This is a genomic window from Thiothrix nivea DSM 5205 (assembly GCF_000260135.1).
GTDB classification, from domain to species: domain Bacteria; phylum Pseudomonadota; class Gammaproteobacteria; order Thiotrichales; family Thiotrichaceae; genus Thiothrix; species Thiothrix nivea.
Map to the genome: position 1 here is coordinate 4,185,112 of NZ_JH651384.1, position 14,748 is coordinate 4,199,859.

General features: G+C 57.8%; 12 protein-coding genes. 8 read left to right on the forward strand and 4 right to left on the reverse strand.

What is annotated here, in order from left to right:
• Positions 1 to 78 precede the first annotated feature (78 nt).
• Together pssA and arfB are read left to right on the forward strand one after the other, a co-directional pair.
• Positions 79 to 807 (forward strand): CDP-diacylglycerol--serine O-phosphatidyltransferase, encoded by a 729-nt coding sequence (pssA, locus tag THINI_RS20840; protein ID WP_245536664.1) that lies wholly within the window; start codon positions 79 to 81, stop codon positions 805 to 807.
• Positions 800 to 1,243: an alternative ribosome rescue aminoacyl-tRNA hydrolase ArfB gene (gene arfB / locus THINI_RS20845; RefSeq protein ID WP_002710493.1), complete on the forward strand. Its 444-nt coding sequence runs from the start codon at positions 800 to 802 to the stop codon at positions 1,241 to 1,243. Before pssA ends, arfB begins: the two co-directional genes overlap by 8 nt.
• Here the strand turns inward: arfB and THINI_RS20850 are convergent.
• Together THINI_RS20850 and THINI_RS20855 are read right to left on the reverse strand one after the other, a co-directional pair.
• A complete protein-coding gene (locus THINI_RS20850) occupies positions 1,237 to 3,024 on the reverse strand; it encodes an ABC transporter ATP-binding protein (RefSeq protein WP_040841221.1) in 1,788 nt (595 codons plus the stop codon). The two genes, arfB and THINI_RS20850, sit on opposite strands and share 7 nt — an antisense overlap.
• Before the next feature lie 7 nt (positions 3,025 to 3,031).
• Positions 3,032 to 6,697: a hydantoinase B/oxoprolinase family protein gene (locus THINI_RS20855; RefSeq protein WP_002710495.1), complete on the reverse strand. Its 3,666-nt coding sequence runs from the start codon at positions 6,695 to 6,697 to the stop codon at positions 3,032 to 3,034.
• A 64-nt stretch (positions 6,698 to 6,761) separates the two neighbouring features.
• Here THINI_RS20855 and THINI_RS20860 point away from each other — a divergent pair, with 64 nt between their 5' ends.
• The 4 genes from THINI_RS20860 (at position 6,762) to THINI_RS20875 (ending at position 10,961) form a co-directional block, all read left to right on the forward strand.
• Positions 6,762 to 7,955, forward strand: coding sequence for an iron-containing alcohol dehydrogenase (locus THINI_RS20860; RefSeq protein WP_002710496.1), 1,194 nt, complete (start codon positions 6,762 to 6,764; stop codon positions 7,953 to 7,955).
• 97 nt (positions 7,956 to 8,052) lie between these two features.
• Positions 8,053 to 9,411 (forward strand): MFS transporter, encoded by a 1,359-nt coding sequence (locus tag THINI_RS20865; RefSeq protein WP_002710497.1) that lies wholly within the window; start codon positions 8,053 to 8,055, stop codon positions 9,409 to 9,411.
• Positions 9,412 to 9,445: 34 nt separating this feature from the next.
• Positions 9,446 to 9,916 carry a single-stranded DNA-binding protein gene (gene ssb, locus THINI_RS20870; RefSeq protein ID WP_002710498.1) on the forward strand — a complete coding sequence of 157 codons (471 nt, stop codon included), beginning with the start codon at positions 9,446 to 9,448 and terminating at the stop codon, positions 9,914 to 9,916.
• Between the two features lie 109 nt (positions 9,917 to 10,025).
• Positions 10,026 to 10,961 (forward strand): IS1595 family transposase, encoded by a 936-nt coding sequence (locus tag THINI_RS20875; protein WP_002707056.1) that lies wholly within the window; start codon positions 10,026 to 10,028, stop codon positions 10,959 to 10,961.
• A 31-nt stretch (positions 10,962 to 10,992) separates the two neighbouring features.
• Here the strand turns inward: THINI_RS20875 and THINI_RS20880 are convergent, their stop codons facing one another.
• Positions 10,993 to 11,637: a trimeric intracellular cation channel family protein gene (locus tag THINI_RS20880; protein ID WP_002710499.1), complete on the reverse strand. Its 645-nt coding sequence runs from the start codon at positions 11,635 to 11,637 to the stop codon at positions 10,993 to 10,995.
• A gap of 179 nt (positions 11,638 to 11,816) precedes the next feature.
• Between THINI_RS20880 and THINI_RS20885 the strand changes: the two genes are divergently transcribed.
• Both THINI_RS20885 and THINI_RS20890 read left to right on the forward strand, forming a co-directional pair.
• Positions 11,817 to 13,334 carry a fumarate hydratase gene (locus tag THINI_RS20885; protein WP_002710500.1) on the forward strand — a complete coding sequence of 506 codons (1,518 nt, stop codon included), beginning with the start codon at positions 11,817 to 11,819 and terminating at the stop codon, positions 13,332 to 13,334.
• A 52-nt stretch (positions 13,335 to 13,386) separates the two neighbouring features.
• Complete coding sequence (locus tag THINI_RS20890; protein WP_002710501.1) at positions 13,387 to 13,719, forward strand: DUF1820 family protein; 333 nt, start codon at positions 13,387 to 13,389, stop codon at positions 13,717 to 13,719.
• Here the strand turns inward: THINI_RS20890 and THINI_RS20895 are convergent.
• Positions 13,716 to 14,675 (reverse strand): D-2-hydroxyacid dehydrogenase, encoded by a 960-nt coding sequence (locus THINI_RS20895; RefSeq protein WP_002710502.1) that lies wholly within the window; start codon positions 14,673 to 14,675, stop codon positions 13,716 to 13,718. The genes THINI_RS20890 and THINI_RS20895 overlap by 4 nt on opposite strands.
• Positions 14,676 to 14,748 lie beyond the last annotated feature (73 nt).

Here is a 14,748-nt window from a genome sequence, read left to right on the forward strand (position 1 = left end):
TGCGTAGACAGGAAAGAGCAGAAAGTGGAAGACCAACAATCAGAAAACCAGGCCCTTGCACGTAAGGGTATTTATCTGTTGCCCAATTTATTGACCACTGGAGCCATGTTTGGCGGTTTCTATGCCGTGGTGGCAGCCATGCAGGGCAAGTTTGAAGCTGCTGCAATTGCAGTGTTTGTCGCCATGATTCTGGATGGGCTGGACGGGCGGGTTGCGCGCATGACCAATACGCAGTCTGAGTTTGGCGCGCAATACGACAGCATGGCTGACCTGATTTCGTTTGGTGTGGCTCCGGGTTTGGTGATGTACCAATGGGCATTGGTGCATTTGCAGTCTTTCGGGGCGTCGTGGGGTAAGGCAGGCTGGCTGGCTGCATTTGTTTATGTGGCATGTGCTGCGTTGCGGCTGGCGCGTTTCAACACCCAGATCGGCAAAGTGGACAAACGCTTTTTTGTCGGCCTGCCCAGCCCTGCGGCTGCGGCTGTCATGGTGGGGATGGTGTGGGTGTTCCACGACCTGGAAATCACCGGGCGGAATGTGCAACTGCCTGCCTTACTCCTGACCCTTTCCGTTGGGTTGTTGATGGTCAGCAATATCAGTTTCTACAGTTTCAAGGACTTTGACCTGCGCAACCGGGTACCGTTTGTTGCGGTGTTGATTGTGCTGCTGGTGTTTGCGTTGACCACGATTGACCCACCTAAGGTACTGTTTGGGGTTTTCCTGGTGTATGCGCTGTCGGGGCCAGTCATGTGGGCGTGGCGGCGTTACCGGCGTTATCAGCGCCGCAGGAAGGGGGCTGATGACTGAAACGCGCTTAACGGGTCAGCCCGCCCGCGCCGAAGCGTTCAATATCCGGATTCTCCCGGAAGAAATCGACTTTCAGCCCATCCGCGCGCAAGGCTCGGGCGGGCAGAACGTCAACAAGGTGTCGACCGCTATCCACCTGCGTTTCGACATCCGCGCTTCCTCGTTGCCGGAGATCTGGAAGGAAAAACTGCTGGCTTACCCCGACCAACGCATTTCCAGCGATGGTGTAATCATCATCAAGGCGCAAACCCACAATAGCCAGGAAAAAAACCGTGCGGATGCGCTGGAGCGTCTGCGCCAGCTTATCGTCGATGCCACCAAAGTGCAGAAAAAACGCAAAGCCACCCGTCCGACCCGCAGTTCCCAGATCAAGCGGGTGGATAGCAAGAAAAAGCGCGGCACGGTCAAGGCAGGGCGCGGCAAGGTGGATTATTGATTTACCGCCCGTTCCCCGGTTTGCAACCGCCACAAGGCCGCATAAATCCCGTTATCCCGCACCAGTTCCTCATGCGTACCCGATTCCACAATTCGCCCATGATCCAGTACATGGATGCAATGCGCATGACGCACGGTCGATAGCCGGTGGGCAATGATCAGGCTGGTGCGCCCGACTACCAAGCGGTCGAGGGAGCGCTGGATGGCCGCTTCGGTTTCGTTGTCCACCGCTGAGGTGGCTTCATCCAGAATCAGGATTGGTGGATTTTTCAGGATTGCTCGCGCCAAAGCCAGCCGCTGACGTTGCCCGCCGGACAGCTTCATGCCACGTTCGCCCACCTGTGTGTCGTAACCCTGCGGCAACTGGCTGATGAACTCGTGCGCTTCCGCTGCTTTGGCTGCGGCAATCACAGCATCACGCGGGGTATTGTGGCTGCCGTAGGCAATGTTTTCCGCCACACTCGCGTCGGCCAAGAACGTATCCTGAGCGACATAACCGATAGTGCGACGTAAATCCTGCAACTGCAAACCGGTAATGGCTTGCCCGTCCAGCCGGATGCTGCCTTGTTGCGGATCGTGAAAGCGTAACAATAGCTTGATCAGGGTACTCTTGCCGCCACCGGTGCTGCCGACAAAGGCCACGGTTTCGCCAGCGGCGACTGTCAGATTCAGAGCCTCAATAGCAGGCTGGCTCTGGCCGGGATAGGTGAAATTGACGCCAGCAAAGGTCAGCTCACCTTTGACAGTGGAAGCATCCAGCGCCTGCCCGTCGTAGCTGATTTCCACTGGCGTATGCAGCAGATCCAGCACCCGGTCGATGGAAGCCATCGAACGCTGGTACAGATCGGTCATGTCGGCCAGCCGTGTCATCGGCCACAGCAGACGCTGGGTCAGGTAAACCAGCACCGAATAACTGCCCACGCCGATTTCACCATTCAAGGCCATGAAACCGCCGTACAACAGGGTGACGGTGAATCCGGCCAGAATCGCCATGCGGATAACGGGCGTAATCGCCGCCGACCAGCGGATTGCTTCCGCATTGCGGGCGCGGTACAGGTCGGAACCCTGACGGATGTGTTCGGCCTCGAAATCCTCCGCCGTATACGCCTTGACGGTGGCAATGCCGCTCAGGTTATTGTTGAGCCGTGCCGCCAGCGCTCCGGCGGCTTCGCGCATCGCCGCATAACGCGGTGCTAGCCGGTTCTGGAACCAGAACGCCCCAAACAGGATGAACGGAATCGGCAGCAGGGCGAGGAAGGCGAGGCTGCTGGTGAGGGCAAAGAATACCCCACTGACCATCAGCGTGCCCACGAACACCTGGATCAGGTCATTCGCACCGCCGTTGAGGAAGCGTTCCATCTGGTTGATGTCTTCGTTCAGCACCGACAGCAGGTTGCCGCTGCGGTTGCGCTCAAACCACGCCATGTCCAGTTGCTGCACATGGCGGTAGGCATCCATGCGCAAATCGTGTTGCAGGTTCTGCGCCAGATTGCGCCACTTGAGGTTGTACAGATACTCGAACAATGACTCGGCTGCCCAGATAATGGCGGTGAGGATTGCCAGCGCCACGATCTGGTCTTTCGGATCGGCAATGCCGACCTTGGCCAGAAACGAATCCTGTTTGTTGACCACCACATCGACCGCTACCCCGATTAACACCTCCGGCAGAATGTCGAAAAATTTGTTGAGCACGGAATAAACCGTTGCCTTGACCACATCAGGCCGGTACTGGCGGGCGTAGTTGAACAGGCGCTGTAAAGGGTGCCGTGTATGTGTTTCCATGCGGGTTTTATTCTCCATAGCCGCCACCTCCCGGTGTTGCAATTGTCAGTATATCGCCGGTTGCCACTTCTACCTGTGCGATGCCTTCCAGCGTTTCCAGATAGCCATCCTTGTGCAACACGCGATTGACGCCGCATTGCCCATTCCTGCCGCCCGCCATGCCATACGGTGCGACTTTGCGATGCCCTGAGACGATACTGACGGTCATGGGTTCGAGGAAGCGGGTTTTGCGCACCACGCCATCGCCGCCGCGTTGCTTACCTCTGCCGCCGGAGTGGGGGCGGATGTGGAAGGCTTCCAGCCGTACCGGAAAGCGCGTTTCCAGAATTTCCGGGTCGGTCAGGCGTGAGTTGGTCATGTGGGTATGCACCGCGCTGGCTCCGTCGGCATTGGCAGTTGCGCCTGCGCCGCCGCACAGGGTTTCGTAATATTGATGATGCTCGTTGCCCCAGGTGAGGTTGTTCATGGTGCCTTGCGCCGCGCCCATGATGCCGAGTGCGCCGAACAGCGCATCCACCACGTATTGCGAAGTTTCCACATTGCCTGCCACCACTGCCGCCGGGTATTGCGGGTTGAGCATCGAGCCTTCAGGAATGATGATGTTGAGCGGCTTGAGGCAACCTTCGTTGAGCGGGATGTTGTCGGCTACCAAGCAGCGGAACACGTACAGCACGGCGGCGCGGGTAATTGCGGTTGGCGCGTTCAGGTTGCCGGGGTGCTGCGGGCTAGTGCCGGTGAAATCGAGCGTAGCGGAACGGTTTTCCGCATTCACCGTGATCTGCACGCACACAAGGCTGCCGTCGTCCATCTCGTACTGGAAACTGCCGTCGTGCAGTTTGCTGATCACGCGCCGCACCGATTCTTCCGCATTGTCTTGCACATGGCGCATGTACGCCCGCACCGTCACCAGCCCCATCTGCCCGATCATGCGTTTGAGTTCGGCTTCGCCGCGCGCGCAGGCCGCCAGTTGCGCCTTCAGGTCGGCGATGTTGTAGTCGATATTACGGGCGGGGAAGGTGCCGGAAGCGAGCAGGGCGCGGATTTCTGCCTCGCGGAAACGCCCGCCCTCCACCAGTTTGACGTTGGTCAGCAGGATACCTTCTTCATCAATCGTGCGGCTTTGCGGCGGAATCGAACCGGGGGTGATACCGCCTACGTCCGCATGATGCCCACGGGTGGCGACGTAGAAAATGATTTCGCGCCTGTTTTCCGCAAACACCGGTTTGACTACTGTAATGTCGGGCAAATGTGTGCCGCCGTGGTAGGGGTCGTTGAGCATATAGACATCGCCCGGTTGCATGTTTTCTGCATTCGAGCTGATCACCGCCTTGATGCTCTCGCTCATGCTGCCCAAATGCACCGGCATGTGCGGTGCGTTCGCCACCAAATTACCGTCGGGGTCGAAGATGGCGCAGGAAAAGTCCAGCCGTTCCTTGATGTTGACCGATACGGCGGTCTGTTCCAGCACGAAGCCCATCTGTTCGGCGATGGACATGAACAGGTTGTTGAAGATTTCGAGGCGGATGGGGTCGGGGGCAGTGGTTTCCCCCGCAAGGGGGGCCGGGAGCGAAGAGGAAGAGGGGAATTGTTCCATTACCAGATTGCCCTGATCGGTCAATTGGACTTGCCAATTCGGTTCAATGATCACCGTTCCGGTACTTTCCAAAATGACGGCGGGGCCGGTAATGCTTTGTCCAATTTGCAACGCATCCCGCTGGTAAAACGGGGTCTCCCGCCATTCCCCCCGCATAAACACCAAATGCGAAGCGACGCACTCTTCGCTCCCTGCCCCCCTTGCGGGGGAAGGGTTGGGGATGGGGGGGAGTCGGGCTTCAGCCCGACCTACGGCGCTATCCGCATTCCCCGCAATCCCTTCAACCTCAATACTGGCAATCACCACTGCCTTCTCAGGCGTAACAAACCCAAACCGCTGCCGATGCGCCTCCTCAAACGCCGCCCGTATCGCGCCTGCATCGTCACCCTCCCAGCCAATCAGCAAACTCGAATCCGACCCCGCATACCGGCAATACAAGCGCGTTTCATGCCTCAAATGTCCGGTGTCCACGCCTTGCGCGCGGATATGCGCCATCGTTTCAGCTGCCAGTTCTTCCTGCAAGGTTTTCAGCCCAGCCAGTAAGCCGCTTGCCAGCTCCGCCTCCACGCTAAGGGTGAGGATATGCCGCACATCCGCCAGCCCCATCCCATACGCTGACAACACGCCCGCGAATGGGTGCAGGAAAATCTTGCGCATTCCCAATGCTTCCGCCACCAGACAGGCGTGTTGCCCACTCGCGCCGCCGAAGCAGCACAGGGCGTATTCACTCACGTCATAACCGCGCTGGACAGAGATTTTCTTGATGGCGTTCGCCATGTTTTCGACAGCGATGGCAAGAAAGCCTTCAGCCACTTTCTCCGGCGACCACTCTCCTGCTTCCCCCTTTGCAAAAGGGGGATTGAGGGGGATTTTCTTCGCCAATTTCGCAAAGTTCTCCTTCACTACTTCCACGTCCAGCGGCTCGTCGCCCTCCGTCCCGAAAATCTGCGGGAAATAGTCCGCTTGCAACTTGCCCAGCATCACATTGCAATCGGTAATGGTCAGTGGCCCGCCGCGCCGGTAGGCAGCAGGCCCCGGATTCGCCCCCGCAGAGTCCGGCCCCACCCGAAAGCGTTGCCCGTCGAAATGCAGGATCGAACCGCCACCCGCCGCCACGGTATGGATCTGCATCATCGGCGCACGGATACGTGCCCCGGCAATATGGCTTTCCAGCGTGCGTTCGTATTCGCCAGCGAAGTGGCACACGTCGGTGGAAGTACCGCCCATGTCAAACCCGATCAGCTTGTCGAAACCAGCAGCCTGTGCGGTTTGCGCCATCCCCACCACGCCACCGGCAGGGCCGGAGAGGATCGCATCCTTGCCCTGGAAATGATCCGCGTGCGTCAGCCCGCCGTTGGATTGCATGAAAAACAGTTTGGTGTCTGGCAGTTCCCGTGCCACCTGTTCCACATAGCGGCGCAGTACGGGGGACAGGTAGGCGTCCACCACCGTCGTATCACCACGCCCGACAAACTTGATCAACGGGCTGACCGCATGGCTGACGGAAATCTGGGTGAAACCGATCGCGCGGGCAATCTCCGCCACCAGCGTTTCATGCTGTGGGTAGCGCCAGGCGTGCATGAACAGGATGGCGACCGAACGCAAACCCTTGTCGTAAGCGGCTTGCAGGTCGGCGCGGATTTGCACGGCATCCGGTACTTGCAGGGTTTCCCCATCGGCGGCAATGCGTTCCTCCACCTCCAGCACCTCGGTGTAGAGCATCTGCGGCAGTTCAATGTCGAGCGCGAACAGGTTAGGGCGTTGCTGGTAGCCGATACGCAAGGCGTCGCCGAAACCGCGCGTTGTGACCAGCAGCACGGCTTCGCCCTTGTGCTCCAGCAAGGCGTTGGTAGCAACGGTCGTGCCCATGCGCACGGTATCAATCCGTTCTACCGGAATGGCTTGCCCGCTTGCTACCCCCAGTAACTCGCGGATGCCCTGAATCGCGGCGTCGGCATAGCGTTCCGGATTTTCCGATAGCAACTTGTGGGTGCGCAAGCCGCCATCCGGCGTCTTCGCCACGATGTCGGTGAAGGTGCCGCCACGGTCGACCCAGAATTGCCAATGTCCGTTACTCATACTGTCTGCTGCTCCAATGCGATAAACTACCCATCTTTGCATAGCACAAAACAAGGACGCAAACATGCCCGGACTGCCCACCCTTGCACCCTTCAGCATCGCCCGCCTGCCGCGTATCGAGTTTGGTGCAGGCTCCATCCGCAAGCTGCCCGCCATCGCCGCCCAGTACGGCAAACGCCTGCTGATCGTTACCGGGGCAGGCTCCTTCACGAATTCCACAGCGGGGGAAACCCTGTTCCGGGAACTGCAAGCCGCCGGTTTCAGTTGGGAAATCCGCCGCGTGAGCGAAGAGCCGTCCCCGCAATGGGTGGATGCCACCGTGGCGGAACGGCAAGGCGACAGCTTCGACGCCGTGGTCGGCATCGGCGGCGGCAGCCCGCTGGACGCGGCCAAGGCGGTGGCGGGGCTGCTCAAACCCGGCAATTCGGTGATGGATCATCTGGAAGGCGTCGGCCCCGAATTGCCGTACCGGGGGCCATCCACCCCCTTCATCGCCGTGCCGACCACCGCCGGAACCGGCTCCGAAGCCACCAAGAACGCGGTGCTGTCGGTCAGCGGGCAGTTCAAGAAATCCTTCCGCGACGACCAGCTGGTGGCCGAATACGCCATTGTTGATCCGGACTTGCTGGCCACTTGCCCGCCCGCGCAAATCGCCGCCAACGGCATGGACGCTTTCACCCAGTTGATGGAATCGTATGTCTCCACCCGCGCCAACCCGCTCACCGATGCGCTAGCACTGTCAGGGATGGAGGCCGCGCGCGACAGCTTGCTGGCTTTCCACGCCGACCCAACCGATAGCGATGCCCGTAGTAAGATGGCCTACGCCTCGCTGCTGTCCGGCATTTGTCTGGCGCAAACCGGCCTCGGCTCGGTGCACGGCATCGTCGCCCCGCTGGGCGCGTTCCACCCCATAGGCCACGGCGTCGGCTGCGGGATGCTGGTGACGGAAGCTACCCGCTTGAACATTGACCTGATGGAGGCGCGCGCACCGGACAACCCGGCATTGGAAAAATACGCCCGCATCGGCAAGCTATTCCGTGGCCGCAGCCATGTCGACGCCGTGGGTGCGCGGGTATTTGTCGTGCATACCCTGGAAAGCTGGAGCCGCAAACTGAACCTGCCGCGCCTGCTGGATTTTGGCGTGGCCGAAGCCGATATTCCCCAACTGGTCGCCAACTCGCGCGGCTCCAGCATGAAGACCAACCCGATCGTGCTGACGGATGAAGAAATCGCCCAAGTGATCAGGGCTTGCCTGTGAAGCGGGACAGTTCCGCCAGAATTGCATGGGATGTGGCAACATTCCTAAAAATCGCTACTATAGGCGGCTTCTCCGTTTGTAGAGCTTTAACGATATTATGAATAGCCTGGAATGGCGCGTTACCGCCTCACTTGCTGCCATTTACGCCGTGCGGATGCTTGGCCTGTTCATGATCCTGCCTGTTTTCGCCTTGTATGCGGAAACCTTGCCGGATTCCACCCCTTTCCTCGCCGGGTTGGCTATTGGCATTTACGGCCTGTCGCAGGCTATTTTCCAGATTCCACTGGGCATTTTTTCCGACAGGGTAGGGCGCAAGCCGGTAATCATCGGTGGGTTGCTGGTGTTCGCGGCGGGTAGCGTGATTGCGGCGCTGGCGCATTCCATGTGGTTGATCATTATCGGGCGTGCTATCCAGGGCATGGGTGCGGTTGCGGGGCCAACCATGGCGCTGGCGGCGGATTTGACCCGCGAGGAAAACCGTACCCGCATCATGGCCGTGATCGGCATGGTCATTGGCCTGTCGTTCATGGGCGGGATGATCCTGGGGCCAATTATCAGTCAGTTTGCTGGCGTGGCGGGTATTTTCTGGCTGACCATGCTGCTGGCGCTGGCAGGCATCGCGCTGGTAGTCTTGGCTGTGCCTACGCCCGTCCATAGTACCCAGCACCGTGATGCCGGGATTATCAGGGGCTATCTGGGAAAAGCGTTGGGAAATGCCTCGTTGTTGCGCATGAATGCGGGTGTATTCATCATTCATTTGGTGATGACAGCCAACTTCCTGGTGTTGCCCGGTATCTTTGAACATGGCCTCAGCCTGCCGCGCGCTGAGCACTGGAAGGTCTATTTGCCGGTGTTTGCCGGTTCCTTCCTGCTGGCTATTCCACTGATCATCATTGCCGAAAAGAAGCACAAAATCCGCATCCTGCTGCTGGGCAGCACCGTCGTGTTGCTGTTGGCGGAAGCTGGCATGGCCTTGGGTCATACCCAAATTGCCTGGCTGCTGGCGGCGTTTTTCCTGTTCTTTGTTGGCTTTAACTTTCTGGAAGCCGTGCAGCCGTCGCTGGTTGCCAAATACTCCGATGTGAACACCAAGGGCACGGCGATGGGCATTTTCAGCAGCTCGCAATTCCTGGGTATTTTTGCTGGTGGCTCTTTGGGTGGCATGGTCAACAATGCCTGGGGGGCAACCGGGGTGTTTGTGTTCAGCGCCCTGGTGGTGGGGGTGTGGTGGCTGCTGGCGCTGCAACTGCCGCAACCCAAATTCTACGCCAGTCAGGTGCTGAAACTTGACCCGCTGTTGTTTGCCGACAAGGCGCGTCTGCATCAGGATTTATTGGCCATACCGGGCGTCAAGGAGGTCGCGGTCGTTGCCGAGGAGTGTGTCGCTTATCTGAAAGTTGACAAGGAAAATCTGGATCAGGAAGCGCTCCGTGCATTTTCGGGCGTCGCAGCGTAAAATCGTCGGGAAATAGGAAAAGGAAGGATAGAACATGGCACGAGGTATCAACAAAGTCATTCTGGTCGGCACATTGGGCAAAGACCCGGAAGTGAAATACATGCCCAGTGGTGGTGCAATCACCAATGTGACCGTTGCCACCAACGACTCATATAAAGATAAAAATACCGGTGAGAAGAAAGAAACCACCGAATGGCATCGGATTGTATTTTTCAACCGTTTGGCAGAAATCGCTGGGGAGTACCTGCGTAAGGGTCAACAGGTTTACATAGAAGGGCGGTTGCAAACCCGCAAATGGCAAGGGCAGGACGGTCAGGATCGTTATACAACCGAAATCGTCGCCAGTGACATGCAGATGCTGGGTGGCCGCCCCGGCGGTGGCATGGGCGCAGGCAGCTATGAAGACAACGCCCCGGCGTCACGTGGCAGCAGTTCAGGCAGTAAGAACGCTGGTGGTGGCTCAGATCGGGGCTTTGAGGATTTCGACGACGACATCCCGTTCTGATAGTGAAAAAGTGGCTCAATATGCGTTTCAGGGTCTTGTTTTCCCCGGCATTGCAAACGTGATGGATAGCGGTAAAGTTAGTCATTTCCGATAGCCAAGGAGAGGCTTTATGACCTCGCTCATCAGTATTTCCAGCCTGACCAGTGATGCCGCCTGTTTCGAGCAAGTCCGTTCCGTGCGTTGGCCTAATGGGGTGATTTGTCCGCACTGCGGTTCACAGGACACTATCCGTCGAGGCAAGGATGACACCCAGCAGGAACGCCAGCGTTACCAGTGTAAGGATTGCCAAAAGCGTTTTGATGACCTGACGGGAACGGTGTTTGAAGGCCACCACCAGCCGCTGAAGGTGTGGGTGTTGTGCCTGTACCTGATGTCGTTGAACCTGTCCAACCAACAAATCGCCCGCGAATTGGGGTTGAACAAGGATGATGTTCAGGCGATGACGGAACAGTTACGGCGTGGTGTCGAGAAAAAAACGCCAGTAAACCTGTTTGGGAATGTTGAATTTGATGAGGTTTATGTCAAGGCTGGACACAAGGGAAACCCCGAAGCCGTCGCGGATGCTGGGCGTGAAGGTCGCCGCCGCGCCCTGAAAGGTGCGCCGGGGCGTGGGACACTGGAAAAGGACAAACCACCCATTTTCGGCATGATCCAGCGTTCCGGGGAGGTCGTGATCCGTATGCTGGCGAATGTGAAACAGACGACGATCAAGCCGTTGATTGTGGAAACGGTGGCAGCAGGCACGCTGGTCTACACCGATGAGTACAACATTTACAGCCGATTGGAAGAATGGGGCTATGCCCACAAAACCGTCAACCATGGCGCAGGCGAATATGCCCGTGACGAAGATGGTGACGGTTTCCATGAAGTCCACGTCAATACGATGGAAGGTTTTTGGTCACTGTTACGCTCATGGTTACGACCTCATCGGGGGATCTCACAAGAAAAGCTACCGTGTTACCTTGCATTCTTCGAGTCTCTTCACAACATCAGGAAACGGGGGCAAGCTGCCTTACAGTCCTTGCTTTCGCTGCTGTTGGGATAAGACCCTGAAACGCATATTGAGCCGAAAAAGTTTACTGCCTGTGTTCCTTGAAGCGGAACACAGGCAGATTAATATCAAAGCGAAGGGCGAGTAGCCGTGCCACGAAAATGGCTAGCCCTGCAATGGTTGCGGCCAAGGTAACATCCAATTGCAGGTAGAGCATCCCGATAAACAGCAGGGAACCTGCCCACGACACGGTTGCATACAACGGGCTTTGGAACACGACAGGCGGAGTGTTACACAATACGTCGCGGAAAATGCCACCCATAGTGCCGGTCATGACCCCCATGAAACTGGCGATGAGCCACGGCGCGTCAAACATCAGTGAGACCAGTGTGCCGGCCACGCCAAAAGTAGCCAGCCCCGCCGCATCCGGAATCAGGAAGAATTTCGGTGGAATAACCACCAAGCGTGCCAACAGAAAGATGGCGACGGCGCTGCCCAGCGAAGCAATGAAAAACATCTGGTCACGAATCCAGAACACTTCCCGATCCAGCAGCATGTCGCGCAGTGAGCCGCCGCCCAGCCCGGTGGCAATGGCGATGATGATTACGCCAAACAGGTCAAACTGCTTGAAACCGGCTTTCAGCACGGCGGAGGCGGAGGAGACGATCACGGCGACCAGCGTGATCCAGTAAAGGCTGTCCAGCAGGGCAGGGGTCGGGTGCAGTGTCATGGTCTAGTGCAGTATTGGTTATTCGGGGCACAACAATAAGGTTTGGTCGCCACCAGCGCAAGCGGATGTCAGCAAGGTGTGAATCCGAACTGGATTCTGCCCTTGATTTCACATACGATTGTGCGCCACAACAATAACATACTCCGCACGCAGTCCATTACCACCAAGGGAGTAGATCCATGACCGTCATCAAGCAGGAAGACCTGATCACCAGCGTGGCCGACGCGCTGCAATTCATTTCCTATTACCATCCGGTTGACTTCATCGAAGCCATGCACAAGGCATGGCAGCGTGAAGAATCCCCGGCAGCAAAAGATTCCATCGCGCAGATTCTGGTGAACTCGCGCATGTGCGCCGAAGGCCACCGCCCGATCTGTCAGGATACCGGCATCGTCACCGTGTTCGTCAAGGTCGGCATGAATGTGCAGTGGGAAGGCGACATGAGCCTTTCCGACATGATCAACGAAGGCGTGCGCCGTGCCTACCTGCAACCGGATAACGTGTTGCGTGCTTCCATCCTCGCCGACCCGGCGGGCAAGCGTACCAATACCCGTGATAACACCCCGGCGGTGATCCATTACGAAATCGTCCCCGGCGACAAAGTGTCGTTCGACGTGGCGGCCAAGGGTGGCGGTTCCGAAAACAAGTCCAAGATGGTCATGCTCAACCCTTCCGACAGCATTGTCGACTGGGTGCTGAAGACTGTGCCAACTATGGGCGCTGGTTGGTGTCCGCCGGGGATGCTCGGCATTGGTATCGGTGGCACGGCGGAAAAAGCTGCTGTGTTGGCCAAGGAAGTGTTGATGGAGCCAATCGACATCCAGGAACTGATAGCCCGTGGCCCGCAAAACCGCGTCGAAGAATTGCGTATCGAGCTGTACGAAAAGGTCAACCAACTCGGTATCGGTGCGCAAGGTCTGGGCGGTCTCACCACCGTGCTGGATGTGAAAATCAAGGATTACCCTACCCACGCTGCTTCGCTGCCGGTGTGCATGATCCCCAACTGCGCTGCGACCCGCCACACCCATTTCGTGCTGGATGGTTCCGGCCCTGCGCTGCAAACCCAACCAGACCTTGCTAACTGGCCGGAAATATCGCTGGCGGGTGGTGCGCAAGCCACCCGTCTCAACCTCGATACCATTACACCAGAACAGCTACGCAACCTGAAGCCGGGTGAAACCGTGCTGCTTTCCGGCAAAATGCTGACCGGGCGCGACGCAGCCCACAAGCGCATGATCGACATGCTCAACAAGGGCGAAAAGCTGCCGGTCGACCTCAAAGGCCGTTTCATCTACTACGTCGGCCCGGTTGACCCGGTGCGCGATGAAGTCGTTGGCCCGGCTGGCCCGACCACTTCCACCCGTATGGACAAATTCACCCGTCAGATTCTGGCCGAAACCGGCTTGCTGGGCATGATCGGCAAATCCGAGCGTGGCCCGGTGGCGATTGACGCGATCAAGGAATTTGGCGCGGTTTACCTGATGGCGGTCGGCGGCGCGGCCTATCTGGTTTCCAAAGCGATTACCGGCGCAAAAGTGCTGGCTTTCCCGGAACTGGGCATGGAGGCGATTTACGAATTTGAGGTCAAGGACATGCCGGTAACAGTTGCAGTCGACAGCAACGGCGAATCGGTGCATACCACCGGCCCGGCGCAGTGGAAAACGGTCATCGATGCGCGAATTGTGGCAGGGAAGTGACTTCACCAGCGTTTTCTGCTACAACTAGCCAATTTTTCTGAGGCCAGAACCTTTGAGCAGTGAGCGCATTTACCGCATTTCCTTCATTAATCAGGATAAGATCTACGAAATCTTTGCCAAACAGGTCTATGAGTCAGACCTGTATGGCTTCGTGGTGGTGGAGGAATTGGTTTTCGGTACCCAGAGCGAACTGGTGATTGACCCTGGTGAAGAGCGCCTTAAGAACGAGTTTGATGCGGTCAAACGCAGCTTCATCCCTATTCATGCCGTGATCCGCATTGACGAAGTGGAACGCCCCGGTATCAGCAAAATCCATTCCCTGGAAACCGGTGGCACGCCCGGCAATGTCAGCCCATTTGCGCGCCCCGCCAAGAAAAAAGACTAAACCACCCGGTTCATTAATCCCCCTTGTTGCCAACTGATGATTATATCGGCCAGCTGGTCAATCAGCGTTTGCCGTGCTTTGCGGCTGGCCCAGGCGACATGCGGGGTTACGATCAGGTTGGGCAGGGAAATCCGCAGCAACGGCGAGTCCGCGCCCGGTGGTTCTTCCGCCAGCACGTCGATGCCAGCTCCCCCCAGCCTGCCTGTTTGTAGGGCTTGTAGTAGGGCTTTTTCATCCACAATGCCGCCGCGCGCAGTATTGATCAGAATACAATCCGGTTTCAGCAGTTGCAGACGTTCGGTATTGATCAGGCTGCGGGTTTCCGGTGTCAGCGGGCAGTGCAGGCTGAGGATGTCGGCTTGTGCCAATGCCTCCTCGAATGGAAGGCGGCCTTCCCGAGCTGGTTGGTTGGGATGTTCGGCCACGATGACGTTCATGCCAACCGCTTGTGCGAGTTGCGCGACGGCTTTGCCTAACACTCCGTAGCCAAAGATGGCCAGGGTGCTACCGGCGATTTCTCCCATCGGATAATCCAGTAGGCAGAAATGCTGGCTGCGTTGCCAGTCACCACGTTGCAAGGCAGATTGCCAGGCAGGCAATTGTCGGCGTAGGGCAAATATCAGCGCCATGACGTGTTCCGCTACCGAACGGGTGGCGTAGTCACGGATATTAGTGACGGGAATGCCGAGTTCTTGTGCGGTTTTCAGATCGACGTTGTTGGTTCCGGTCGCGGCTACGCACACCAGTTTGGCTTGCCCAGCGAGGGCGCGCAGCAGGGGCGCATCCAATACTACCTTGTTGCTGATCACGATGTCGGCGTCACCGATATTGTGCAGGCGTTCACCAGGGTGGGTCTGGGGGCAAGTACGCAATGCCCCGCAGGCGGTTTGCAGGCGGCGGAGGTCGAGGTCATCCCGGCTGGTGCTGCCGATGTCGAGGAATACAGCTTTGTGCATGATTATCCCTTTGAATAATGGCTGCCAAGAGGCTTGTAATGAGGTGCTTTTTGATAACTCTGCTATTATACCC

Excerpts from the sequence above, each read along its gene's own strand:
- THINI_RS20855 (WP_002710495.1), bottom strand. The coding sequence starts at position 6,697 with ATGAGTAACGGACATTGGCAATTCTGGGTCGACCGTGGCGGCACCTTC.
- THINI_RS20880 (WP_002710499.1), bottom strand. The coding sequence starts at position 11,637 with ATGACACTGCACCCGACCCCTGCCCTGCTGGACAGCCTTTACTGGATC.
- THINI_RS20875 (WP_002707056.1), top strand. The coding sequence starts at position 10,026 with ATGACCTCGCTCATCAGTATTTCCAGCCTGACCAGTGATGCCGCCTGT.
- THINI_RS20885 (WP_002710500.1), top strand. The coding sequence starts at position 11,817 with ATGACCGTCATCAAGCAGGAAGACCTGATCACCAGCGTGGCCGACGCG.
- THINI_RS20860 (WP_002710496.1), top strand. The coding sequence starts at position 6,762 with ATGCCCGGACTGCCCACCCTTGCACCCTTCAGCATCGCCCGCCTGCCG.
- THINI_RS20865 (WP_002710497.1), top strand. The coding sequence starts at position 8,053 with ATGAATAGCCTGGAATGGCGCGTTACCGCCTCACTTGCTGCCATTTAC.
- arfB (WP_002710493.1), top strand. The coding sequence starts at position 800 with ATGACTGAAACGCGCTTAACGGGTCAGCCCGCCCGCGCCGAAGCGTTC.
- THINI_RS20895 (WP_002710502.1), bottom strand. The coding sequence starts at position 14,675 with ATGCACAAAGCTGTATTCCTCGACATCGGCAGCACCAGCCGGGATGAC.
- ssb (WP_002710498.1), top strand. The coding sequence starts at position 9,446 with ATGGCACGAGGTATCAACAAAGTCATTCTGGTCGGCACATTGGGCAAA.
- THINI_RS20850 (WP_040841221.1), bottom strand. The coding sequence starts at position 3,024 with ATGGAAACACATACACGGCACCCTTTACAGCGCCTGTTCAACTACGCC.